This is a genomic window from Acinetobacter sp. ANC 3929 (assembly GCF_000369405.1).
Classification (GTDB): Bacteria; Pseudomonadota; Gammaproteobacteria; order Pseudomonadales; family Moraxellaceae; genus Acinetobacter.
The window spans coordinates 675113-700314 of sequence record NZ_KB849999.1 but is presented as its reverse complement, the minus strand read 5'-3'; the positions used below and the strand labels follow the sequence as shown (position 1 = coordinate 700314).

At 40.5% G+C, this 25202-nt stretch carries 18 protein-coding genes, 1 other RNA gene and 1 pseudogene; 17 read left to right on the top strand and 3 right to left on the bottom strand.

Features of this window, described 5'->3' with window-relative positions:
• Positions 1–171 precede the first annotated feature (171 nt).
• The 7 genes from ggt (at position 172) to F909_RS09745 (ending at position 13216) form a co-directional block, all read left to right on the top strand.
• Complete coding sequence (ggt, locus tag F909_RS09710) at positions 172–2166, top strand: gamma-glutamyltransferase (protein WP_005150897.1); 1995 nt, start codon at positions 172–174, stop codon at positions 2164–2166.
• 156 nt (positions 2167–2322) lie between these two features.
• Positions 2323–2681, top strand: a transfer-messenger RNA (tmRNA) gene (gene ssrA / locus F909_RS20845).
• A gap of 181 nt (positions 2682–2862) precedes the next feature.
• Positions 2863–3999, top strand: coding sequence for a tyrosine-type recombinase/integrase (locus F909_RS09715; protein ID WP_032877966.1), 1137 nt, complete (start codon positions 2863–2865; stop codon positions 3997–3999).
• A gap of 280 nt (positions 4000–4279) precedes the next feature.
• Positions 4280–5254, top strand: a complete 975-nt coding sequence (locus tag F909_RS09720; RefSeq protein WP_005150894.1) for a hypothetical protein — start codon at positions 4280–4282, stop codon at positions 5252–5254.
• Between the two features lie 53 nt (positions 5255–5307).
• A protein-coding gene (locus F909_RS09730; protein ID WP_085940844.1) for an IS3-like element ISAba22 family transposase occupies positions 5308–6473 on the top strand; the annotation gives its coding sequence in 2 pieces (ribosomal slippage) (positions 5308–5566 and positions 5566–6473; 1167 coding nt in all).
• A gap of 54 nt (positions 6474–6527) precedes the next feature.
• Positions 6528–11987 carry a calcium-binding protein gene (locus F909_RS09735; protein WP_005150890.1) on the top strand — a complete coding sequence of 1820 codons (5460 nt, stop codon included), beginning with the start codon at positions 6528–6530 and terminating at the stop codon, positions 11985–11987.
• A gap of 63 nt (positions 11988–12050) precedes the next feature.
• Positions 12051–13216 (top strand): IS3-like element ISAba22 family transposase gene (locus F909_RS09745; RefSeq protein WP_085940844.1). Its coding sequence is split into 2 segments (ribosomal slippage): positions 12051–12309 and positions 12309–13216, totalling 1167 coding nucleotides; the frame shifts between segments, so codons are not numbered across the junction.
• Positions 13217–13416: 200 nt separating this feature from the next.
• On the opposite strand, the gene F909_RS09750 is transcribed toward F909_RS09745, so the two are convergent.
• Positions 13417–13881, bottom strand: coding sequence for a winged helix-turn-helix transcriptional regulator (locus tag F909_RS09750; protein WP_005150888.1), 465 nt, complete (start codon positions 13879–13881; stop codon positions 13417–13419).
• Between the two features lie 163 nt (positions 13882–14044).
• On the opposite strand from F909_RS09750, the gene F909_RS09755 reads away from it, so the two are divergent.
• From F909_RS09755 to F909_RS09770, 4 genes are all read left to right on the top strand, one after another.
• Positions 14045–14911, top strand: coding sequence for a metal-dependent hydrolase (locus F909_RS09755; protein WP_005150887.1), 867 nt, complete (start codon positions 14045–14047; stop codon positions 14909–14911).
• A 141-nt stretch (positions 14912–15052) separates the two neighbouring features.
• On the top strand, positions 15053–15733 hold the full coding sequence (locus F909_RS09760; protein ID WP_005150886.1) for a glutathione S-transferase family protein: 681 nt from the start codon (positions 15053–15055) through the stop codon (positions 15731–15733).
• The gene (locus F909_RS09765; RefSeq protein ID WP_005150884.1) at positions 15730–16497 is read left to right on the top strand and encodes an SDR family NAD(P)-dependent oxidoreductase; all 768 of its coding nucleotides are present in this window, start codon (positions 15730–15732) and stop codon (positions 16495–16497) included. The genes F909_RS09760 and F909_RS09765 overlap by 4 nt, the downstream gene beginning before the upstream one ends.
• A gap of 1 nt (position 16498) precedes the next feature.
• Entirely contained in the window at positions 16499–17188 is a 690-nt protein-coding gene (locus F909_RS09770) for a Rossmann-fold NAD(P)-binding domain-containing protein (protein ID WP_005150882.1), read from the top strand.
• A gap of 12 nt (positions 17189–17200) precedes the next feature.
• Here the strand turns inward: F909_RS09770 and F909_RS09775 are convergent, their stop codons facing one another.
• Positions 17201–18706, bottom strand: a complete 1506-nt coding sequence (locus F909_RS09775) for a MocR-like pyridoxine biosynthesis transcription factor PdxR (protein WP_005150880.1) — start codon at positions 18704–18706, stop codon at positions 17201–17203.
• Between the two features lie 38 nt (positions 18707–18744).
• Between F909_RS09775 and F909_RS09780 the strand changes: the two genes are divergently transcribed.
• The 3 genes and pseudogenes from F909_RS09780 to F909_RS0120295 all read left to right on the top strand — a co-directional run.
• A complete protein-coding gene (locus tag F909_RS09780; RefSeq protein ID WP_005150878.1) occupies positions 18745–19524 on the top strand; it encodes an aldolase in 780 nt (259 codons plus the stop codon).
• 5 nt (positions 19525–19529) lie between these two features.
• The gene (locus F909_RS09785) at positions 19530–20411 is read left to right on the top strand and encodes a dihydrodipicolinate synthase family protein (RefSeq protein ID WP_005150877.1); all 882 of its coding nucleotides are present in this window, start codon (positions 19530–19532) and stop codon (positions 20409–20411) included.
• Between the two features lie 49 nt (positions 20412–20460).
• A pseudogene (locus F909_RS0120295) lies at positions 20461–20997 on the top strand (metal-dependent hydrolase); the annotation flags it as partial.
• A gap of 19 nt (positions 20998–21016) precedes the next feature.
• Here the strand turns inward: F909_RS0120295 and F909_RS09790 are convergent.
• Complete coding sequence (locus tag F909_RS09790) at positions 21017–21643, bottom strand: TetR/AcrR family transcriptional regulator (protein WP_005150875.1); 627 nt, start codon at positions 21641–21643, stop codon at positions 21017–21019.
• Between the two features lie 127 nt (positions 21644–21770).
• On the opposite strand from F909_RS09790, the gene F909_RS09795 reads away from it, so the two are divergent.
• The 3 genes from F909_RS09795 to F909_RS09805 are packed head-to-tail and all read left to right on the top strand — an operon-like array spanning position 21771 to position 25076.
• Complete coding sequence (locus F909_RS09795) at positions 21771–22610, top strand: SDR family oxidoreductase (RefSeq protein WP_005150874.1); 840 nt, start codon at positions 21771–21773, stop codon at positions 22608–22610.
• Between the two features lie 12 nt (positions 22611–22622).
• Positions 22623–24110 carry a flavin-containing monooxygenase gene (locus F909_RS09800; protein ID WP_005150873.1) on the top strand — a complete coding sequence of 496 codons (1488 nt, stop codon included), beginning with the start codon at positions 22623–22625 and terminating at the stop codon, positions 24108–24110.
• Positions 24111–24146: 36 nt separating this feature from the next.
• Positions 24147–25076: an alpha/beta hydrolase gene (locus tag F909_RS09805; RefSeq protein ID WP_005150867.1), complete on the top strand. Its 930-nt coding sequence runs from the start codon at positions 24147–24149 to the stop codon at positions 25074–25076.
• Positions 25077–25202: the final 126 nt, after the last annotated feature.

Here is a 25202-nt window from a genome sequence, read left to right as displayed (position 1 = left end):
AGCAATGCAATAACAAGGAGGAGCATTACTGGGGTCAGGAGATAAAGGCCAAAATAATTCAATATTATTAGAAGTTAATTTTTATCAAATATTAAAACCCTTATACCTGAAAACAAAGAAACTAGCATGACAATTGCATGGATAGGCAGGTATATAAAATGGAGTTATCACGTGAATTATAGATATTCATTTTTTTTCAGCAGTTTATTGGCTGTTGGTGTATTGCAGGGATGTGGAAATGACTCCTCATCAGATCAATCAAGTAAAGATTCAAATACAGATCATCCTTCCAAGCCCAATTTGATCATTGATCAAGACCCAAGCAGTTGCAGCAAATTGGCACAGGATGGTTCCAGTGTTGTCGTAGGTTCCAATCAGAATGGTGATCCAGCCGCGCCTGAAGATGCATCGGGTTATCGTTTAAACAATACAGTCAAATATGCCGATAAATACATGGTGGTGGCGAACACGCCATTGGCTGTAAAGGCGGGCTGTGAAATTTTAAAAGCGGGTGGAAGCGCAGTGGATGCCGCCGTAGCTGTACAAGCGGTATTGGGTTTGGTTGAGCCGCAATCCAGTACCATCGCAGGTAGCGGTTTTATGATGTATTACGATGCGAAAAGTAAAACTGTCACAGCATATGATGGAAGGGAAACTGCACCTGCTGCGGCCAATGAATACTATCTAGTTCGACAGGATATATATGATCCAGAATCTCCAGCTCCTGTGCCGAGTACCCGTCGCAGTGGCCGTTCTATTGGTGTACCTGGGGTAATGCGCTTGCTGGAACAGGCGCAGCAGGAACATGGCAAACTGAAATGGGATCAGCTTTTTAATCAAGCGATTGATTTGGCAGATCATGGCTTCCGTATTCCTGGACGTTTGGCTGATGCGATTGCCAGTAATGCAGGCCATTTGGCACTCGATGCAAATGCGGTAGCAACCTATTTCTATCCAGATGGTACACCTCGTAAAGTCGGTGAGACCATGACCAACAAAGCGTATGCCAAAACGCTGGAAACACTTGCAACCCAAGGTGCGCAAGCCATGTACAACGGGCCGATGGCGAAAAATATTGTGGCTAAGGCAGGGCAAACTGTCGGGGATGATGCAGCCCGTACACCCATTACGCCGAGCTTAATGACTTTACAGGACTTATCCAATTATCAAGTTAAAAAACGGACGCCAATCTGTACCACTTACCGAGACCGTTATTATGTCTGTACTATGCCACCGCCATCATCAGGTGGGATCGCGGTTGCACAAACACTGGGCATTTTAGAAAACTTTGAGATGAGTCAATATCCACCTAAAAATGCAGAGAATGAAGGTGGGATACCTGATGTCATGGGTGTACATTTAGTTTCTGAAACGGAACGACTGGCTTATGCAGACCGCGATAAATATGTAGCAGACACAGATTTCGTGCCTTTACCTGCCAAAGGAATTGCCAGTCTGATTGACAAAAATTATTTAAAACAACGCGCCGCATTGATCAATCCGAATCAAAGTATGGGCGTGGCACAAGCAGGTCAATTCGACTCAAATGCTGGCATCGATAAGACTGTTGAGCATGGAACCACTCAATTTACGATCGTTGATGCTTATGGGAATGTGGTTTCAATGACCTCGACTGTTGAATCCAGCATGGGCTCATTCCATATGGTCGATGGTTTCTTGTTATCCAATCAGTTAACTGACTTTAGTGCGAATCCTGTTGACCAAACTGGTGCATTGCTGGCGAATCGGGTCGAAGGTGGCAAACGTCCGCGTAGTACCATGGCACCAACTTTAGTGTTTAAAGGCACGACAGCGGATGAGTTTTACATGGCAACGGGCTCACCGGGTGGTGGGACCATCATTCAATATGTGGTCAAAACTTTGATTGGGGCATTGGACTGGAACTTGAATGCACAGCAGGCGACTTCATTGGTGAATTTTGGTGCAACCAATAGTCCAAATACCAATATCGATAGCTCAAATGATCAGTTATCTTTAGTTGAACTGATTGAGGCTTTGAAAGCAAAAGGGCATGGGATTTCCAACACTGCACAAACCAGCGGTATTGCGACGATTATGAAAGTCAAAATTGATGATCAAAGTAAATACGCGGGTGGGGTAGATCCTCGACGTGAAGGCATTGTTCTAGGCAATGGGGCACTATAGTTCACATTTAAAAGCTGTCATTGCGGCAGCTTTTCTATTTGGGACTTGAAAAAACAAGTTGAGACACAATATTGAGGAATAAGCGTATATTTTGCTGATTGGTTAGAAATTGAGATTTAAATTTTAACTATCTATGCTATGATTGCGCTGTACTTTGGGGATGTTCCTGGCTTCGACGCTGGTGATGAAACTCATAGATGCATGCCGAGAGCGCATTTCCTCTCGTAAATCAAATTTGCATTTTTTAGTCGCAAACGACGAATCATACGCTCTAGCTGCCTAAGGGCAGCTTGTCCGCCTCTCTGAATACTTGTGGTTAGAGAGTCCGACTGAAGCGCACGCACACAAGTCCGTATAAAGCCAAGCCTCGGGGCTTTGTACTAAACTTAGAGGATCGCGATTTGTACCCTGTTCGTCGGGTCACAAAGAGTTAAAACAGTAGACGATATCTAAGCATGTAGTATTCTCGAGCGTAATGCTGGCGGACGCGGGTTCGACTCCCGCCATCTCCACCAAAATATTATTCGGGATTGTTCTATCCGATATAAAAAAGCCTTTAAGTTCAATACTTAAAGGCTTTTTTATTTGCCTGTTTGTCCGATACCATCTGATATGATTTGACCTTATTTTTGCCTTTTAAGGGTCAAAATTGGGACAATTTGACCCACAAGATTCAAAATGAGTGGGGCAGGAAAAATGGCACTAACTGATGTGGAATGCAAAAAGGCATTACCTAAAGAAAAGCAATATCGATTATCAGATTCTAATGGATTGTCACTCATCATTGATCCCAAAGGGGGGAAATATTGGGCGCTTCGACTTACGGTTGATGGGCAAAGAAAATCTAAAGCACTAGGGCAGTATCCTGATCTAAGTTTGAAAAAAGCTCGTGAAATTGCTTTAGAGATAAAATATAAGTTTTCTCGTGTAGAGGCGGTTGATGAGTTAAAACCACTTTTTAAAGAGGTAGCAGAAGAGTGGTTTGAAAATCAAAAAGAAACATGGTCTACAAAGCATATTAGTAATGTCCAAGCATCATTAGATGAATTAAATATTGGACTTGCCAGCAAGCGAATTAATCAAATCCAAGCTCCCGAAATTTTACAGATCATTAAAAAAATAGAAGCAAGAGGTTCACTTGAGATTGCTAAGCGCACCTTGTCACGTTGTGGTATGGTAATGAAATATGCCATAGCTCATGGCTATAGATACGATAATCCAGCAAGTGATTTGGTCTATGCACTCAAGAATAAAAAAGTGAAGAACTTAGCTTCATTATCAGAAAGCGAAATGCCTGAATTCCTTAGACGGATCAAAACCTATCCAGCTGATGCTAAAACCCATCATGCAATTATTCTGATCATGCTAACTGGTGTTCGAGTAAGTGAATTACTGCAAGCGCGTTGGGACGAATTTGATCTAGATGAGCGTAAATGGGATATCCCTGCTGAGCGTATGAAGAACAGTTTACCCCATCGTGTACCCTTAACAGAAATGATGATCGATGAGCTTCAGGCATTGCGTCTGACACATAATCAGGATCTGTTATTTCCACACCGATTAAACAACAAGCAACCTATGCGCAGCGAGTCAATCTTAGCTGTAATTAAACGTTCTGGCTATACAGGACGAATGACAACACATGGTTTTAGGTCTTTATTTAGTACAGTAGTGAATGAGTCTAATTTATTCAATCCTGATGCAATTGAACGTCAGCTTGCTCATGTGCCACAAAATCGAATTCGTTCTGCTTATAACCGTGCCCAATACTGGGATGAGCGTGTGAAGATAATGGAGTGGTATGGAGAGCAGGTAAAAAATTGGTTAGCTTAAAAAATATGTGAATAATGTAATAATTTTTTTTAAAAAAAGGCCTAAACAAAAAATCTTCTCTAATTTTCTGTTTAGGCCTTTTTTTGTCTAAAATTTCTCGGCCTTAGTTTAGTGAATTATTTTTATTTGTTAATGATTATTATTATTTTATTTTTTTGTACTCTGATATAACCTCAAAGCACCCTTTTTTTCTTAAAATTTTGACTAAGTGAAAATAGGTATGTTTTTTATAACCAGGATTTATGTAGTATATAGATTATAGAATAAAAATGGCTGATTTATGGATATGGAACTTACTAAAATTGACGTGGATAGAAGAGTCAGAGATATTTCTGAGGTTTTGAGAATCTTCCTTCATCTACATGGGAGGGAAGTAAATTCTGAGGTTATTTATGCATTGGAAGCATTTTATGAACTTGCCTTTCGCCTACAGTTTGGTGAGGAAATATCAGATAAAAGACAAAAACATTTAATAGATTTTATTAAAAAATTATTTGATCCAGAACGTAATGATTTTGCTCAATTGGATTATATTGAGCAATATTATCAAAAAATGCTTTCGACAAATCCATCTATAGCAAATAATTCAATCTTCGGATTTCATCCATTTAGTACACGCTATCCTCAAGTTAATGCGCTTATTCTTTTACCCCCGAATTGGCGGATTTATTTCAATGTTCTTGTACAAAACTTATCAAGGTTTTGGTTTCACAGACATGCTTTTGATGGGAGTGAGGAGCTATCAATTAGGGAATGGCTCCATAATTTTCCAGCGATGCAGGATAATACTTGGCTGGAAATGTATGGGAATCTTGAGTGCTTAAAGGAAAGATTTGATCAATCCTACAACGAATCGAATAAAGTAAAGGTTTTATGTTTAAAACTTGGTTATCGTTTAGTCCCTCCAATAGATCCAATAAGAATATGTGATGTGCAACTAGAATGGGCTAAAGATAGGACCCTTCGTCATATAAACTTTTTTAGAAACGAGGTTAAAATTAATGAACGAATACTTACGAGTTTTTTAAAACTTGATTTTGGTTCACACTATGATTTTTCTGTATTTGGCATATTTGTCTTCAAAAACCAAAAAACAGAATCTATGGATAGTATAAAGAACGAAGTAGAAAGAATATGGGAAAAGACATACCTCAATCTCGAACTTTATAAACTAAACACTCGCTTTTACGATGGGAAAAAGTATTCAACTCAAGGAGTTCAAGAGGATAAATATCGAGAGTTTGATGTGTGCTGAAAAAACAGGAGGTTTTAACTTGGTAAACTAAACACACTCATCAGGAGTTTACCATGAGCAAGAAACACAAGACTTACACCACAGAATTTAAAGCTGAAGCCATCAAATTAATTGAAGCCAATCAAGGCAATGTCTCGGAAACAGCTAGACAACTTAGCATTTCAATGCAAACTCTTTCAAATTGGAATACCAAAGCAAAGGCTGGAACTTTAGCAGGTACAAAACAGTATTCACCTGATCTAAACGCTCTACTCGAAGAAAATAAAAAACTCAAACAACAGCTCAAAATAGCTGAAATGGAACGTGAATTTTTAAAAAAGGCAGCAGCGTACTTTGCCAAAGAAAGTCAGTAAGGTACGCCTATATGAAACAAAAAAGATATTCTTTTCCAATTACCTTAATGGCTCGATTACTTCATGTTTCAGTTTCATGTTTTTATGATTGGCTCAAGAGAGGCGTGAGCAAAAGAACGATTCAACGAAATCAACAGACGATATTGGTGAAAATAGCCCATGAGGAGACAAGGCAGAGCTATGGTTATATTCGATTAACCAAATACTTACAAGCTCAGGGTATAAAAATGAGTATGTACGCTGTACGTCAGATAAAAGCGCTGAACCACCTGTATTGTAAGCGACACAAGCGTTTTAAAAGGACTACGAATAGTGACCATAATCGAGCGATCTATGAAAACCTGCTGGAGCAACAATTCTCAATGACTAGACCAAATCAAGCATGGTCAAGTGATATTACGTACATATGGACTGTTGAAGGATGGCTGTATTTAGCAGCGGTAAAAGACCTTTACACGAAGCAAGTGGTTGGCTATAGCTTAAATGAGCGCATGACAACACAGCTTGTTTGTAATGCGCTAAATATGGCTATTCACAATCAAAAACCAACCAAAGAACTGATTGTGCATTCAGACAGAGGAAGTCAATATTGCAGCCATGAATATCGAAATATACTTGAGCAATATGGTTTTCAAGGTTCAATGAGCAAGCGCGGAGACTGTTACGATAATGCACCGATTGAAAGCTTTTGGGGAATATTGAAAAATGAGTTAGTTCATCATTACAACTATCAAACTAGAGAAGAAGCCAAAGCAGATATTATAAAATACATTGAGTTATTTTATAATCATCGAAGAATTCAAAAGGGTTTGGGTTTTAAGACACCAAATCAAATGGCCGAAGACTTTTATAAGTTGGCTGCCTAGAATCTCCCAAGGGAAAGTCTCCTGATAATTCAGCGTATATCAAAGCTCGAATTCATGAAGCAAGGTGTTGATTTTAAAGAACGTTTTAATCAGTTAGGTGGGTTGTTGCCTTTACCAGTTAAAGGAGATCATATTTATAAAGACTTAAATTTAGATTTAACTTTAGATATTGATGGAATTAACCCACTGACACTAGCTAGTCATTATCATATTTTTGGCTCAGGTAAAGATGAAATTATTAATGGTGGAAAACTTTCTGATAATTTATTTGGTGGAGGAGGAAATGATAAACTAACAGCTGGTGATGGAACAGATTATTTAGAAGGTGGGGGTGGTAATGATATTCTTTATGGTGAGGGAGATAATGATCTACTGTTAGGTGGTAGTGGAGATGACCAACTCTATGGTGGTACAGGAAATGATTATTTAAATGGTAGTTTAGATAATGATTATCTTGATGGCGGTATTGGTAATGATATTCTAGTTGGTGGGAAGGGACGCCTAAATGCTGATGGTGGTGACGACAATGATATTATTTATGCTGATAAAACCAATACTTCAAATCTAGCACTACCCGATGAATTAAAAGGTGGTAAAGGTAATGATATTATCTATGGCTATGATGGTGAAAATAAAATAGAAGGAGGTGATGGAAATGATTTGTTATATGGTGGTAATGATAAGAATGAACTGAAAGGTGGGGCTGATAATGATCTTATTTACGCTGGTAATGGTGTTGATACTCTTGAGGGCGGATCAGGTACAAATATTTTAGTAGGTAAAGGCGGAGTAGATACATATAGGTTTTTTACTTCGGCCATAGGTCTAGATGGCTTTGGTACCACACTTATTAAAGATAATGATGGGACTATTCTGATAGACCATAAGGTATTACAACTTGGTGACTATGACCCAACAATTCGGGCATGGAGAAGTCAGGATGGTGAATACATCATCCGAAAATTGGGTGAAGATACAGATAAAACAATAATAAGCATTCATAAAGTTGGTGATGAAAAAAATACAATCTATCTTGATGGTTGGGAACAGGGATTTCCTGCATTGCCACCAGAAAATATCCCATCTACAGATGGACTACCCATTCTAAATGGTAGTAATAATATTGCTTATAATCAAAATAAGGTAAATGCTGGTGCTGGTAACGATTATATATCAACAACTAATACTGATGATGTTGTTGATGGTGGAGATGGGAATAATTGGATTGATACTGGTGGTGGGAATGATCTTATTGTTGGTGGAAAAGATAATGATATTATTTTAGCTGGATATGGTGATGACACAATTTACGGTGGAATGGGTGATGATCTAATTTTTACTACAGTAGCGCATAGTGGACTTAATCCAGGTTTTTTTAATAATAATTTAAAAGATGGTTACTCTGTAAGTAACTATTTATTTGATTTTGATATTGATTTTAAATATAGAAAAATTCTACATCAAGAAACTCAAAGTTATAGTGTTTATATTGGTGGTAATGCAACCATAATGCCTAATATCGAAACTTATATCTTGATTGAAGGTAAAAAGGTCGAACTATTCTCCTCTCTATTTTTAGAACAAGATATTATGAGTAGTGAGGAAAATGATCAAGATACAGTATACGGTGGGCAAGGACTAGACTTTATTATTGGGTCTGGAAGTGTTGATCGATTGTATGGCGGTCAGGATGATGATCATCTTTATGGACGTGGTGGCGATGATTATGTTTATGGAGAACAGGGCGAAGATATTATCTATGGCGGCGCTGGTCGTGACTATTTAAGCGGAGGAGACAATAGCGATCGTTTGGTAGGTGGATATGAAGCTGACATCATTTTTGGAGGGCAAGGTGACGATTTTATTACTGGGGATTTACAAAACCTTTACGGCACTAGTGCTCCGCCTGAATCAGCAGATCCAACTCGATATGGCGATGACCTCATTTATGGAGGGGTAGGCCAAGATACAATTTGGGGAAATGGGGGGAATGATATTCTTTATGGTGGAGATGATAATGATCAAATTCTCGGTGGCGATGGTGATGATTTCCTATTTGGTGGAAATGGCAATGATTCATTAGTCGGAGGAGCAAATAACGATATTCTGTTTGGTGATGAGAATGATGATTCACTTAAAGGTGAAGATGGAGATGACATTCTTTTTGGCGGTGATGGCAATGACATCTTCCTTTTTGGTGGGGCCAATAATGACATCATTTATGGCGGTGCAGGAAAAGATGCATTGTTTGGTGAAGCAGGAGATGACATCTTATTTGGGGGGGCTGGAAATGATAAGTTAGTTGGCGGGCAAGGATCCGATTTATACGTATTTTCAGTTGGCGATGGACAAGACATAATTAAAGAGGAAGTCACAGATTTAGCCTCATTGAACTATCAAAACTTTATTTATTTCACCTTTGATCCAAGCCAAATGCGAGGTATTAGTCGAGCTGGATTCGACCTAATTGTTAAATATGGGACAGATGATCAAGTAACAGTTAAAGACTATTATAAAGTTAGAAATATCAGTAACCATAGCTATTTAGAAAACCAAGAACTATTTGAACAAATTGAAATATCAGAAATCCGCTTCGAAGATGGTACGGTTTGGGATACTGCAAAAATTATGCAGATGGCACCACCACCAGAAATTAATGAATTACCTTTAGAACCATTAAGTGGCATTGCCTACTTTATTGATGCCCTTGCAACACGTGAGTCTATTGCTCTGCTTGGAAAAAAAGTAATAAGTTATTCATTTCCTGCAAATGAATTGCCTGGCACTAAGGCTTATTCTCAAGAACAGGTTTTAGCGATAGAGCAAGCACTGAATAAATTTGCTCAAGTGCTTAATGTCAGTTTTGTCCAATCACATACTGGTGCAGGAGACCTTAAATTTTATTTAGATGATTTAACCTCAGCGGATGCTGGCGCAGCAGCAGGTTATGCAAGTGCTCAAACAGGTGAAATACATATTAATTCATTGTTATTTGAAACTGCCGATTCACTGAATCCGGGACAGTATGGCTTTGAAGTATTACTGCATGAAATTGGACATGCTTTTGGGCTGGAACATCCTTTTGAAGCTCCTGTATTACCTGAAATAGAGAATAATCAAGATAATACAGTCATGTCATATACCTCAAATGATAATAATGACACTGAATTAAAAATATTTGATTTAGCAGCATTGCATTATTTACATGGCGTCAATTCAGCTGCACGTGCTGGGAATGATACATATACCTTTGCCGATAAATACATTTGGGATGGTAATGGTATTGATACTTTTGACGCATCTACAGAAACAAAAAATGTATATATTAATCTTCAGGCAACGACATGGATTTATGTTGAGCAGAAAGCAAATTATTTAACAGCTGTAGGTCAGGCCTTTATTGGTTATGGTACCGAGATTGAAAATGCAATTGCTGGCGTGGGAGATGACCAGCTTATAGGAAATCAACTCAATAATCACTTATCTGGGGGGGCTGGTTCAGATCTACTTCTCGGTGGTAAAGGTGATGATAGATTAGAGGGTGGTACTGGAACAGATATTTATCACTTCACATTGGGGGATGGAAAGGATCAAATCATTGAAGATGATGTAAATAATACTGTTCGTTTGGATGGGGTTACTGTTCAAGATATCCATTATTTAAATGGTATTCTGCATTATGGTTCAAATGGAGATCAAATTGTAATTGACTCTAGTAAAGTAGCAACGTGGATCATTGCTAATGTCTCTTATACGACACAAGAGCTAGACCATATTTTTAGCGTAGGCGTTTCTTCAACAGAAAATATTATTCTTGGTCCTTCTCAGCGAGATGCAGAATTACTTGGGCAGGATAACACTAATGCGTATGGAAATTCGCTAGATAACCTGCTTATTGGGAATAGTGGTAATAATATTTTAGACGGTGGTCAAGGGGTAGATACCCTTATTGGAGGAATTGGTGATGATATATATGTGCTGGATTCAATCAATGATCGAGTGATTGAAAAATCAACGGAAGGTATAGATACGATTGAAACCAGCGTATCACTGCCTAGTTTAGCTGAAAATATTGAAAATCTAACTTTAATTGGAAGTGATGCATTAACAGCGACTGGTAACAACTTAAATAATATTATTAAAGGGAATAGCGCTTCCAATACATTGGATGGTAGGGCTGGAGCTGATCTATTGATCGGTGGTCTGGGGGATGATCTATATATTGTTGACGATCATTTAGATACTACACAAGAAAATGAGAATGAAGGTATAGATACAGTTCAATCTAGTGTAGATACTGTATTACAAAATAATATCGAAAACTTAGTGCTTACAGGCGCTGCAAAATACGGTACAGGGAATGCTTTAAACAATGTCATTATCGGGAATGATGCAAACAACATTTTAGAAGGTGGTGGTGGCCAAGATACAATTAAGTTTGGACATGGTCAGGATCGTTTGATTTTCAAAGTTGGTTCAGGTTCAGTTCAATTGGTAGATACACTTTCAACTAAACTAACAAGTGATTATCGTACTGTTATTTTGGATAAAGTAACATTAAATGATGTGGTGTTTGCTCAAACAGAAAATGGCACATTAACTATTAAAATAAAAAATAGTCCAGATCAACTGGTTATTCAAGAGCAATTTGGAAATAGTGGCCAAAACTTGATTGATCATTTTGTATTTAGTGATGGAACATCATTGCCAGCTCAAAGCATCAAATCAATGGCTAGCTTAACATTGGTATCTGGTAGTGAAGGAAGCGATACGCTATATGGTACAACTTCTAATGATTTGATTTTCGCGGGTGCAGGGAATGACAACATAGATGGAGGTATTGGGCAAGATATTATTGTTGGGGGTGCAGGCAATGATGTTTTAGATGGAGGTGCTGGTGATGACTTATTGATAGGCGGGGCTGGTGATGACTCACTCACTCCTGGTTTAGGTTATGACACGATCGTGTTTAGTCGTGGTTCTGGACATGATACGGTTTATGATTCTAGCAATAAGCAATGCTTAATCCGTTTTGATGGGGTTAACTTTGCTGAGGTAACTTTCTATCAAATTGGCATGGATTTAAAGGCGGTTATTCAAGACACTGGTGAAAGCATTCTGATTAAGAATGGTCTAGTGAAAGTTAGTTATTCCTCCTCGTATTATCCGTATTACTACATGTTGCGCAATAAATTCCAATTTGCTGATCTTGGTTTAGTGGATGATTCTAAGATTAAAGTCCACGTGATTGGAACGGATGCAAATGAGGTGATTAACGGTGCATATACCCAAGATGAAATTAAGGGAGGGCTCGGTGATGATGTCCTGATTTTAACGGAGGGGAACGATGAATACCTTTATTCAAAAAATGATGGTAATGACAGGATTGAAGGCTATGGAAGTAATGATGTATTAAGATTCACAGATCTTACTTTAACAGATGTATTCTTTACGCAATCTGGTTTATACGATATTAAAATTACAATTCGTGAAACCCAACATGTGATCACTTGATGTGTGCTGAAAAAACAGGAGGTTTTAACTTGGTAAACTAAACACACTCATCAGGAGTTTACCATGAGCAAGAAACACAAGACTTACACCACAGAATTTAAAGCTGAAGCCATCAAATTAATTGAAGCCAATCAAGGCAATGTCTCGGAAACAGCTAGACAACTTAGCATTTCAATGCAAACTCTTTCAAATTGGAATACCAAAGCAAAGGCTGGAACTTTAGCAGGTACAAAACAGTATTCACCTGATCTAAACGCTCTACTCGAAGAAAATAAAAAACTCAAACAACAGCTCAAAATAGCTGAAATGGAACGTGAATTTTTAAAAAAGGCAGCAGCGTACTTTGCCAAAGAAAGTCAGTAAGGTACGCCTATATGAAACAAAAAAGATATTCTTTTCCAATTACCTTAATGGCTCGATTACTTCATGTTTCAGTTTCATGTTTTTATGATTGGCTCAAGAGAGGCGTGAGCAAAAGAACGATTCAACGAAATCAACAGACGATATTGGTGAAAATAGCCCATGAGGAGACAAGGCAGAGCTATGGTTATATTCGATTAACCAAATACTTACAAGCTCAGGGTATAAAAATGAGTATGTACGCTGTACGTCAGATAAAAGCGCTGAACCACCTGTATTGTAAGCGACACAAGCGTTTTAAAAGGACTACGAATAGTGACCATAATCGAGCGATCTATGAAAACCTGCTGGAGCAACAATTCTCAATGACTAGACCAAATCAAGCATGGTCAAGTGATATTACGTACATATGGACTGTTGAAGGATGGCTGTATTTAGCAGCGGTAAAAGACCTTTACACGAAGCAAGTGGTTGGCTATAGCTTAAATGAGCGCATGACAACACAGCTTGTTTGTAATGCGCTAAATATGGCTATTCACAATCAAAAACCAACCAAAGAACTGATTGTGCATTCAGACAGAGGAAGTCAATATTGCAGCCATGAATATCGAAATATACTTGAGCAATATGGTTTTCAAGGTTCAATGAGCAAGCGCGGAGACTGTTACGATAATGCACCGATTGAAAGCTTTTGGGGAATATTGAAAAATGAGTTAGTTCATCATTACAACTATCAAACTAGAGAAGAAGCCAAAGCAGATATTATAAAATACATTGAGTTATTTTATAATCATCGAAGAATTCAAAAGGGTTTGGGTTTTAAGACACCAAATCAAATGGCCGAAGACTTTTATAAGTTGGCTGCCTAGAATCTCCCAAGGGAAAGTCTCCTGATAATTCAGCGTATATCAATAGAGAAGCAGGTCGTAATTCCGAATGAATACATTACGGTAGAGAGAGTTCGGAAAGTTGATGAGTGATTGACAGTTTAGTTATTCATGTTCATTGTTTCATGAGTATTAACATCAAGAAATTATATAATCATAGTTGCCGAATAAAGGGCAGCCTCTTACTCTTCAACGTCCTCACCCGCTACATAAACAGGTGACATCTGTCTGGCATCAAGAGGCTGCTTGCAACAATCGCAAGTTAGGCTTGGGCTGGTCACATGCCCACAGCTTTTATGCAGATAACGCAATTCGGGGAATTGCTTATTTTCATTCTGCCAAATATTGCCCCATGTACTCATGGTGACAATAATCGGGTACAGGGCTAGACCCTTTTCAGTCAGCTTATACTCATAACGTTTTGGGGCTTCGTGATATAGCACTTTCTCAAAAATCTTGTGCTCCACCAAGCGGTTAATACGTTCGGTCAGCAAATGACGGGTGATGCCCAACTGTTTTTGAAAATCATCAAAACGACGGGTTTTCATAAAGGCATTACGAATAATCAGCAGTGTCCAACGGTCGCCAAAAATCGACAAAGTCCGTGCAATTGGACAATTCATTTCACCGAGTTCATGCCATTTCATCGCAATACCATCTATATGTCTTTACAGGAAGCAGGCTGTCATTTTAGGACAACTTGAACGATTAAGATATCCGCTTTATTGACAACTTATCAAGCCACCTATATTTTTCAATTAAGTTCTTTTTTGGAACTTAATATTTTGAGATCTATTCTTGAGGTGAATTATGTCTGCGTCAGCGTTAAAAGAAAAATCAAAGCAAAAGATACCTGCATCATTTCCAGTCCGCCGTATGGATTATGAATTTCAGGATATGCCCAAATATTGGTGTAATGATGAACCGACGTTTACCCATTATTTCACAGGCCTTTCCACGCTGTTTCCAGAAGGAGAGTCTTACTTTGTCCGTTCGGTCAGGGCTTTACGTGATCAAGTCAAAAGTAACCCACAATTGGATCGTGATATTGGTGCGTTTATTGGTCAGGAGGCGATGCATTCCAAAGAACATCACGCTTTTCATGTCAGTGCACAACAATATGGATTAGATCCTGAATCATTGGAAAAAGTGACAGGTATTATCCTTAAAGCCATTGAACGCACTTTTCCGAAAAAGTGGAATCTATTGGTTACGGTTGGACTGGAACATTACACCGCAGTACTGGTGGTGGAAATGATGAAAAACGTCAACGAATTAATGACTGATACCACGATCCGTAATTTATGGCTGTGGCATAGTGTTGAGGAAACTGAACACAAAGCGGTTGCCTATGATATGTATGAATATCTCTATGGCAAAGGTTTGGATGCCTATATTCCACGCGTAGCAATTTTTAGTTTGAGCTTGGTCCTCATCACAACCTTGTCGAATGTCTACCAAGTGGTGTTAATGTCCAGAGACAAGCAATTATTCAATCTGAAATCGTGGGCTAAGTTTGCAGGCTTCACTGTGCAGGCCTATCGTAAACTGGTGCCGCAATTTTTCTCTTATTATCGTCGTGATTTCCATCCGAATGATACTGATGAATCTGAAATCGTAGCAAAAACCAAAATCAAAATTGGTTTATCGCCTGAACAATCGACTTTTATTCACTAATCAGCTATTCATTAATCAGCGAGAAAAATACCCTCGTTTACACATCGCCAAGTGAGTAAATATCTGTAAGATAAGTTGAGCCAGCATTGCGCTGCTCGTTTGTCATTCAGATCAATTCAATAAAAAGATGGAAATATAACAATGAGCACAGTGGTTTTACATCAATGGGAAATTTCACCATTCTGCAAAAAAGTCGCGCGGATGTTGCAGTTTAAAGGCATTTCATTTGAAACCGTGAATTATAACGGCGTATTGGGGGCCAAAGTGCCAATGCTGAGTAAAGTCGGCAAAGTTCCTGTACTGGATATCAATGGACAACGGATTCAGGACAGTACCAAAATTGCCCGTTATTTGGATGAAGCTTATCCAGACTTGCCACTTTTATATCCTACAGATCCGTTGCAAAAAGCCTATGTTGAATTGTGGGAAGACTGGTCTGACGAGTTGTTATATTTCTATGAAGTGTATTTTCGGGTGAGCGATGCTGATGCTTTGAATCATGCAGTAGCCATTAGTGCTGAAGGTCGTCCGAAGCATGAGATTGTATTGATGAAACCTTTGCTCAAAGCTGCTTTGAATATGCAAGTGAAGATGCAAGGCACGGGACGAATGGCAAAGGCGGATATCGAAGCAGAATTTACACGTCACTTAGAACGGATTGAACTGGTACTAGATCAAACGGGTTGGTTGGTCGGTGAGACTAAAACCATTGCTGATATTGCAGTGGGCTCTCAACTGTTAGAAGTGGTTCGGACCAGTAAAATTTGGGGACCAAAAATTAACAGCTATCCACATATTCAGCATTGGATACAACAATTATGAATCGGTCGAATCAAGAGATAACGCAGCCAACTGCTATTGTTGCGGTAGTTGGCGTGGGTGCGGAGCAAGGGATTGGTGCAGCTGTCTGCCGCCGTTTTGCTCAGGAAAAATTCAAAGTCTATGTGGTGGGGCGAACGTTAAATAAGGTCGAAAAGGTTGCTGCAGCGATTAATCGCCAAGGTGGACAGGCTGTTGCCTATGCGCTGGATGCTGAAAATGAGCAGCAGGTGCAGACCTTATTTGATCATTTAAACGATCAGCCAGAATCATTGGCAGCGGTGATTCATAATGTTGGCGGTAATATACCTTCTATCTTTTTACAAAGCAGTCTGAAGTTTTTTAGCCAAATGTGGCGTTCCACCTTTTTGTCTGCTGTGTTGGTGGCGCAGCGTAGTTTAACCATTTTTGAAAAACAACAGCAGGGCACATTGATTTTTACCGGTGCCAGTGCCTCATTGCGAGGTAAACCGTTTTTTGCTGCATTTACCATGGGCAAATCTGCGTTGAGGAGTTATGCCTTGAATTTAGCAGCGCTGTATCGTCCGCACAACATCCATGTGGCGCATGTGGTGGTGGATGGTATGGTCGATGGTGATCGTGTCAATAAAGCCTTATGGGGCTTGGGACGGCTGGCACGTTTAACCCGTGGCACGGGTGGTTTGAATATTGAGGCGATTGCTGAAAATTACTGGATGCTGTATCAGCAAAATATTGACTTATGGACGCATGAACTGGATCTACGTCCTTATCAGGAGAAATTCTAAGATGAGTAAGTTGCTGCCACAATGGTTTAAATCCAAACATAAAGCGCAGGGCTGTGTGGTGATCGTGGGCAATGAGGTGCAAGCGTTGAGTCAACTTTTTGCTGAGCAAGCTCAATATGATGATATGCCTGTTTATCAACTCCAGCATGATGTAACCCAAACACAGCTACAGATTGAAGTTCAAGCTCAGGGGCTGATCAGTGTACGACTGAATTTACTGGATGCTGCTGTGCTGAAAAATTACATGCAACATATTCAGAAAGCAGGTTGTTTTGTCGATTTATGTATTTTCCAACCTGACTTTGTATTTCCTGAAAATAGCCATGCATTGTCCGCTGCACAGCTTGAGTCCGATTGGCAAAACACGGGCTTAACCGCGGTGAGTATAGCTCAAGCTGTCATTCGACAGATGCTGTCCAAACAACAAGGGACCTTGATTTTTTTAGGGACTCAAAAGCCAGTCGAGTCGGAGCAGGATTTATTCAGTCAAAGCCTATCTGCCAGTATTCGAGCCTTAGCACAGTCCTTAGCCCGAGAGTTTCAGCCGAAGGGAATTCACGTAGTCTATTGTGCGCTGTCACATTGGCAAAGTGCCAACTATGCGTTGATGCAATCACTGCAACAGACCTGTTGGCATCTGTATCAACAACCCAAATCGACATGGAGTCAGGAGTTACGCTTAGGATTATAAAATCATGCGTATTCAAGCTTTAGGCTGAAATGCCGTATAGAGCAGGCTGATGATGTTTGAAATTTCAGTTTCATTGATGGCGGCATAGCCAAAACGGATATGAAAATGCTGATTTGATGCTTGGCTTTCAGCCGCAAAATGCGCTTCAGCATCAATATGCAACTGATTTAGAAGCTCATTATATTCAGCGCGATAGGGGAATTTGAATTTGATCCATAGCGCCATCCCTCCCAACGGAGGGTTAATGTCTACTCGATCATTAAATACAGCTTGGAAGCGATTCACTGCAAAATCACGCCGTTGTTGGTAAATTTTGCGCATCTTACGGATATGGCGCTTAATTTCACCTTGTTGCATTAGTTCAGCAATCGCCAACTCAGTGATGATATTGCCTTGTTTATCAATCAATAATATATCCTGATTCATGGCTTGGATGATATCTAGATTGGCGACCACATAACCAATTCTTAAACTTGGGGCAAAGACTTTAGACAGTGATCCAATATGAATGACTTTTTCTGCGTGCGGCAAGCTAATGAGTGGCGGAATCGGGCGACTGTCATAATGAAATTCATGATCATAGTCATCTTCAATAATATAAAAATCAAAAGCTTTCGATAGTTCCAACAGTTTTAAGCGCCGATCCATTGCCATGGTCACGGTGGTTGGATATTGATGGTGCGGTGTAGTGTAAATCGCAGCCACAGCATGATTTTCTAATAGTTCTTCAAGATGCTCAATATCAAGACCGTGCTGATCCAGCCGAACCGGAACGATGTGATAATGATGTGATAAAAAGGTTTCAATTGCAGGTGGATAAGACCATTGTTCCACCACAATCACTTTACGTTGAGCAGAACGCGCAGCCAGTACACGAGCTGCTAAAAAAATCCCCATTTGGCTGCCGCGGACCACACAGATATTGTCCATGCTGGTTTTGATAAAGCGTTCCATTGACAGCATTTGTAGCAATGCCTGACGTAATTCAATACTGCCTTGTGGATCACCATAACCCATGATCTGAGAACGGGTTACTTGAATCAAAGCATGCCGATAAGCACGGGAAAATAGTTCATAAGGAATCAGACGCGTATCTGGAATGCCATCATTTTTGATGGGTATAGGATTTACTGTGCTGAGTGAAGGCGCGAGTCCTAGCGCAGCATCCATTTTTTTATGTTTTAACTCAGGCAAATTCTCTGCCACAAAGGTGCCTTGTCTTGGCTTGGAGATCAACCAACCTTGCGCTTCTAAATCCTCATAAACCGACTGTACGGTTTTACGATTAATCTTTAATTCATCCGCAAGCGAGCGTGAGCCTGACAGACGCGAACCTGAGCTTAACCGTCCAGACAAAATGTCTTCGATAATTTGATTGGCTAACTTAAGAAAGATGGTTTTTTCTTCTCGATCTTCAAGATGAAGACGGATCTTCCATGGCTGCTGCATGCGGGTCTGGACCATATAAGTTTTATAAACTGGATATTTTAACTCATCCACTGACTTCGTATTCTGCATCTGTCCCATCCACAAATCAACCGTAGCGAGGTGGTCTTATGCAAACCGCATTACTCAGCAAACAGCAATTGATGCAAAGCGCACAGCAGAACATGAATTTGATCCAAGAGGTCAATTACACGGATCGACAGAAATTGGCGTTGACCTGTCGTATTTTATTTGATCATGGCCACGATGCAGGGTTGGCCGGGCAAATTACTTGTCGTGCCGAACATGAAAATACCTTTATCACACAACGTTTTGGTCTGGGCTTTGACGAAATTACCGCAGCCAATTTATTGGTGGTCGATCAAGACCTCAAACCTTTAGATCAGCAAGGTATGGCCAACCCTGCCAATCGTTTCCATACATGGATTTACCAGCAGCATCCAGAAGTGAATTGCATTATCCATACCCATCCCACCCATATTGCGGCCTTGTCGATGTTACGTGTGCCACTGGCTATTTCGCAAATGGATACCTGTGCCCTCTATGAAGATTGCTCTTTTGTCGGTGAATGGCCGGGGGTGCCAGTCGGTAATGAAGAAGGCATTTTTATTTCCGAAGCCTTGGGAAAAAATCGGGCGGTATTGTTGTCTCATCACGGTCAGTTGGTGGCAGGCAAGACTATTGAAGAAGCTTGTAATTTAGCATTGTTGATTGAGCGTGCAGCACGTTTGCAATTGTTGGCGATGTCAGCAGGGCAAATCCAGCCGATTCCACATGAACTGGCAAAAGAAGCACATGACTGGTTGTCTACTGATAAGCGAAACAAAGTCAATTTTGCCTATTACGCGCGTAAGGCGTTGAAAAATCATCAAGATTGTATCGAGGAATGAACCACATGAAAATTGAAGGCATTATTGCTTATCCGGTGACACCATTTAAAGCAGGTGGCCAAGAACTTGATCTTGAAGCCTTGAGCATGAGTTTGAATGCACTATTGCAATCGCAATGTGATGCGATTGCACCTTTGGGCAGTGCAGGTGAAAGTGCTTATTTGTCGTGGCAAGAGTGGCAACAGGTGGCGCAAACCACAATTGAAGTGGTGAATCAGCGTGTTCCCGTAATTCTTGGAATTTCTGAACTGACCACTGCCATGGCGATTCAAAAAGCCAAGAAAGCAGAGGAATTGGGTGCAGATGTGATTATGGTGATTCCAGTGTCTTATTGGAAACTCACTGATCAAGAAATTTATGATTATTATCAGCAGATTGCTGCATCTGTAAAGTTGCCGATTATGGTCTATAACAATCCAGCTACCAGTGGGATTGATATGCCACCTGAATTAATCGTGAAGATGTTTAACGAGATCGACAGTATTTGCATGGTCAAAGACAGCACCGGTGATATTCAGCGTATGCATAAATTTCATGCTTTAACGCAGGGTCAGTTGCCATTTTATAACGGTTCTAATCCCTTAGCATTGGAAGCTTTTTGTGCAGGGGCGACAGGTTGGTGTACTGCTGCACCGAATTTACTCGGTGACCTGCCGAAGCAATTGTATCAAGCGATTCAGCAGGGGGATTTGTCAAAGGCACAGGCTCTATTTTATAAGCAACTCCCTGTGCTGAGTTTCATTGTCAAAGGGGGCTTACCGAAAACAGTGAAATCGGGGCTCAATCTATTGGGCTTTTCAGTTGGTTCACCAAGACAGCCCTTACAAAGTGCGACAGCTGCTGAAATCGAGCAATTAAAAGGTTTGATACAGGCTGCGGTAAACTAAAACTGCTTTGAAGTTAGGTCGATGTGTGATCGCAATCGGCCTGACTTCACTTGTTGGCCCAAAACCATTGGGTTATGCATTAAAGCACATTCGGTTAAAATCCACGTGGTTAAACACACGCCTTGCCATGGTAGTAGCTGCGGAGCATTTAACCGGCGTGCTGGGACATTGGGTGCTCAATGCTGAGGGACTACAGCAAGCACCTGTCGATGAACAAATGCTGCGTTTATTGCTATGGCATGGTGCAGAAGAAGTAGAGCATCGTGAAGTGGCGGATGCGATGTTTCGGCATTTGAGCAATAATCTTGTATTACGAACAGGCGCAGCTGTTTTTACTTTCCCTCTATTTATTGTATTGGCTTATATCGCCGTTGAAACTTTGGTGGCTAAAGACCCTCAATTGCCACATCGTTTTCGCTATAAAGATTATTTCCGTGCAGCGAGACAGGATCGCGTGCCATGAGCAAGCTATATTGCAGGTGCCTGTTTACGCTACTTCCATCCCAAGCATAGTCCATTAAATGAAGGCTCAACAGCACAAGCCTTGGCGTATCTAAACAATATGCCTGAGTTTAAACTGACTTAGACAATATATTTATTTGGTCTTAAGCGATGCCTGCCATCATCATTTGAATCGCAGCATCGCTATATTTTTTGAGCACGTCGGAATCTGTAGGTGTAGATAAGAACTTAAAGGCACCTGCGATAATCATACCGACGATGGCATGCCCAGTCATTTCGGTATCCAGATCCGCTTTTAAATAACCGCACTTAACGCCATTTTTTAAATAGTCTGCGGTAAGTAAGCCACCGAGGTGTAGCAGGTTATGCACCTGTGCTGTCATTTCTTTATCAATTGAAGTGGCTTCGAGCAGAATTAAGCGCACAGCGCGTGGATTATCTTTGGCAAATTCCTGAAATTTACTGGAAATCCTTTCACATTGCGTTCGATAAGCGTCTAAGGTCGATACTGCATCTGGCGCATTTTCATCGGCCAACAAAGCTGTGATTTTAAACATGGTATCGACAATGACTTTGTCTAGAATATCCCGCTTGTTCTCAAAATGACGATAGAAAGTGCCATGACCGATACCTAGTCTTTTGGCAATGTCAGAGATCGCAGTTTGATGATAACCACGTTCAGAAAATTCCAAAAAAGCAGCTTCAATAATTTCTGCTTGTAATTGAATACGTTGGCGCTCAGCACGCGAGAGAGTTGTTTGATCATTCATGCCAAAAATTTTATCAGAACTTTATCGGAAATACGATAAAACAAAATTTAAGAAAATTGACACACTATTCCGTTAGTGACATTATGTTCCGAATTGGTGGTTTTTAACTCAATAAAGGATGTTTAAAATGGGGAATAAACTCAGTTTTTTAAACAAAGTTGTACTCATCACAGGTGGTGGGCGAGGGATCGGTTTAGCCACAGCAATCGCATTCCGAAAACTTGGTGCTAAAGTGGCAATCGGTGATATAGATCTGGAACTGGCGCAACAAGCGGCCATTAAAGTGCAAGGTTTTGGTGGCTATTTGGATGTGCGGGTACAAAACTCATTTCATGAATTCATTGAACAAATTGAAAAAGCAATTGGGCCAGTAGATATCTTGGTGAACAACGCAGGCATTATGCCGATGGGTGCAATGATTGATGAAAGCCCTGCGATTACTGATGCGCAAATTGATATTAATTTACGCGGTGTGATTCATGGCATGAAAGCGGTACTGCCTAAAATGCTGCAACGCCAAACGGGTCATATCGTCAATGTGGCTTCTCTCGCTGGTAAATATCCGATTCCAGGTGCCAGTATTTATTGCGCAACGAAATTTGCAGTGGTAGGACTCACTGCTTCAATGCAACAGGAATTAAGAGACACGCCGATAGGTGTATCCGCTGTTTTACCATCCAAGGTCTTAACCGAATTGTCCTCTGGAACAGGAGACAGTTTGCCGATTCCGACCGTAGAACCGCAAGATGTAGCGAATGCGATTATCAAAGCAGTAGCGCATAATCTGGCTGAAATTGCGGTGCCGAATTATTTAACCCATACCCCGAAAGCTTATGGATTGGTACCGCACTGGTTGAATACAGGGTTCCGTAAATTCATTGGGGATGATCGCATTTTAAAAGGTCTCGATCAGAATGATCGAAAATCCTATACCCAGCGTTTAAACCAATTGGCGCAATCAAAATAAGGATAAGCACTTATGGCTCAAATAGAAAAATTTCATGTGGTGATTATCGGTGCTGGTTTTGCTGGGATTGGCGCAGCGATTAAGTTACAACAAGCAGGTTTCACCGATATCGTGATCTTGGAAAAAGCCGATGAAATTGGCGGTGTTTGGCGTGCCAATACCTACCCAGGCTGTGCTTGCGATGTTCCATCAGCACTATATTCCTATTCTTTTGCACCGAATCCACAATGGAGTCGGGTCTTTGCACCGCAGCAAGAGATTAAGAGCTATATTCAGACTGTAGCCAGACAATTTGATGTCGAAAAATATGTACGATTTGGTTATGAAATGCAGGAAAGTGCTTGGGATGATCAGGCCAAACATTGGGTCGTTAAAACCAATCAAGGTTTAATTCATGCCCGCTTTGCAATTATGGCGGGTGGGCCAATGCATGAGCCTGTGTTGCCGAAAATTAAAGGCTTAGAGACATTTAAAGGGGCCCAGTTCCACTCAGCAGAATGGAATCATGATTTTGATTTAGCGGGTAATAAAGTTGCCGTTGTCGGGGCAGGTGCTTCGGCAATTCAATTTGTTCCTGAAATTCAAGCCAAAGTGGCAAAACTGACTTTATTTCAACGGACTCCGCAATGGGTACTGCCAAAAATGGATCAGAGTCTACCCAAGCTTGCGCAGGCATTGTTTAAAGTATTGCCGATTACACAGCGTCTAACTCGCTATGGCGTATATGGGGTATTTGAATCATTAAATTCAAGCATGCATCATCCGAAATTGGTTGGTCAGATTGAGCGTTTAGCCAAGTGGAATATCCGTCTAGGGGTAAAAGACCCCGCATTAAGAGCAAAACTTTTGCCTGATTTTACCATTGGCTGTAAACGGGTGTTGCAATCGAATCAATGGTACCCCGCATTGGCACAATCGAATGTGGAGGTCCTACGTAGTGGGATAACAGAAGTTCGCGGCAATACCGTGATTGCCAGTGATGGATCGGAACATGAAGTTGATGCCATTATCTTTGGTACAGGCTTTGAAGTGAGTAATCCACCGATTGCCAAACAGATTCGTAATAAGCATGGCAAAACCATGGATGAGGTGTGGCAGGGCAGTGCCAAAGGTTATCTTGGTACTGTAGTTGAAGGCTGTCCAAATGCTTTTGTGATGTTTGGCCCTAATATTGCCGTGAGTTCATCAGCACTGATCATCATTGAGGCGCAATTGGCGTATATCTTGGATATGTTGAAGAAGGTACAGGCACAGGAGATTGAAACCGTTGAAATACGTACGGAAGTATTGCAGCAGTATAATGATGAAATCCAAGCAGCATTAAAAAATACAGTCTGGAATACGGGTGGGTGCAGTAGTTATTTTATCGATCGTAATGGACGTAACAGTACTTTATGGCCGTGGACGACTTTTGAAATGCGATCCCGATTGGCGCAATGTGATCTCAAAGACTACGTACTTGGTTTTACGAATGCGGAAACCAAGAAAAAAGCCAGTTAATTCAAAACTGTTTGAGATCATGTTTAGGAGGGATGAATGCAGCAAAAACTAATTGAAACGGGCCTGAAAATAGGTTTGCGACTGAGTTTTAAGCTGGCCAGTGGTCTGGCTTTGCCGTTTCCTGTCTTGCGTACTGCAATGGAAATAGGCTCAACTATTTTTAAACCAAGAGCCGATGTTTGGGTTAAACAGATTAAATTGAGAGACTCACTCGACCAAGGTATTGTGCATGCTGAAGTTGCAACGCCTGAAGATGGAACTCGTGGAGTATTATTACACTGTCATGGTGGGGCATTCTTTGCAGGTTCGTCTAGGACACATCGCGCTTTATCGACTGAGTTCGCAGCACGGGGCAAGGTAAAAGTGTATATGCTGGATTATCGTCGAGCCCCAGAACACCCATATCCTGCCGCATTAAATGATGTTAAATCGCTCTATCAACATTTATTGAGTGATGGCTGGAAGCCTGAGCAAATTATTTTGGGCGGAGATTCAGGTGGATGTGCCTTGGCCTTAGCTTTCGCAGTTGAACTGAGATCGGTAGGACATGCTTTACCTGCTGGCATTGTGATGATCTCGCCGTATGTGGATATCACCTTAAGTTCAGCTTCAGTATTGAAAAATGCCAAACGTGATCCGATGATTAAAAGCTATGCCTTGAAACGTGGTGGCGATGGATATCGAGGGCAGTTAGCAGCGCGTAATCCACTGATTTCTCCAATTTTTGCTGATTTAAGTGCTCTTCCTCCGATGTTGATTCAAGCAGGTAGTGAAGAGATTTTAGTGGATGATGCGATTAATCTAGCAGCGCGTGCCCAGCAATCAGGCGTACAGGTTCATCTACATGTTTATGAAAATATGTGGCATAACTTTCAGATGTTTAATCGCTTTGTGCAAAAATCAGAACAGGCATTAGATGAGATTGGTGTTTTTATTCAATCAACATTGGCAAAGACAACGAAATAAGGATCACACACTAGACTTTTAAACGGTTCATTTTAATTTTTTAACATATATTCAATATAAATAGTTTATTTATAATAAAAATTTTATGTTATGCACATATGAGAAATACTACATTGGTTCAGCTAG

Bases quoted from the DNA above. Each gene is read 5' to 3' on its own strand.
- F909_RS09770 (WP_005150882.1), top strand. From the start codon at position 16,499: ATGAGTAAGTTGCTGCCACAATGGTTTAAATCCAAACATAAAGCGCAG.
- F909_RS09795 (WP_005150874.1), top strand. From the start codon at position 21,771: ATGGGGAATAAACTCAGTTTTTTAAACAAAGTTGTACTCATCACAGGT.
- F909_RS09800 (WP_005150873.1), top strand. From the start codon at position 22,623: ATGGCTCAAATAGAAAAATTTCATGTGGTGATTATCGGTGCTGGTTTT.
- F909_RS09755 (WP_005150887.1), top strand. From the start codon at position 14,045: ATGTCTGCGTCAGCGTTAAAAGAAAAATCAAAGCAAAAGATACCTGCA.
- F909_RS09750 (WP_005150888.1), bottom strand. From the start codon at position 13,881: ATGAAATGGCATGAACTCGGTGAAATGAATTGTCCAATTGCACGGACT.
- F909_RS09780 (WP_005150878.1), top strand. From the start codon at position 18,745: ATGCAAACCGCATTACTCAGCAAACAGCAATTGATGCAAAGCGCACAG.
- F909_RS09765 (WP_005150884.1), top strand. From the start codon at position 15,730: ATGAATCGGTCGAATCAAGAGATAACGCAGCCAACTGCTATTGTTGCG.
- F909_RS09715 (WP_032877966.1), top strand. From the start codon at position 2,863: ATGGCACTAACTGATGTGGAATGCAAAAAGGCATTACCTAAAGAAAAG.
- F909_RS09760 (WP_005150886.1), top strand. From the start codon at position 15,053: ATGAGCACAGTGGTTTTACATCAATGGGAAATTTCACCATTCTGCAAA.
- F909_RS09735 (WP_005150890.1), top strand. From the start codon at position 6,528: ATGAAGCAAGGTGTTGATTTTAAAGAACGTTTTAATCAGTTAGGTGGG.
- F909_RS09775 (WP_005150880.1), bottom strand. From the start codon at position 18,706: ATGCAGAATACGAAGTCAGTGGATGAGTTAAAATATCCAGTTTATAAA.
- F909_RS09785 (WP_005150877.1), top strand. From the start codon at position 19,530: ATGAAAATTGAAGGCATTATTGCTTATCCGGTGACACCATTTAAAGCA.
- F909_RS09720 (WP_005150894.1), top strand. From the start codon at position 4,280: ATGGATATGGAACTTACTAAAATTGACGTGGATAGAAGAGTCAGAGAT.
- F909_RS09790 (WP_005150875.1), bottom strand. From the start codon at position 21,643: ATGAATGATCAAACAACTCTCTCGCGTGCTGAGCGCCAACGTATTCAA.
- F909_RS09805 (WP_005150867.1), top strand. From the start codon at position 24,147: ATGCAGCAAAAACTAATTGAAACGGGCCTGAAAATAGGTTTGCGACTG.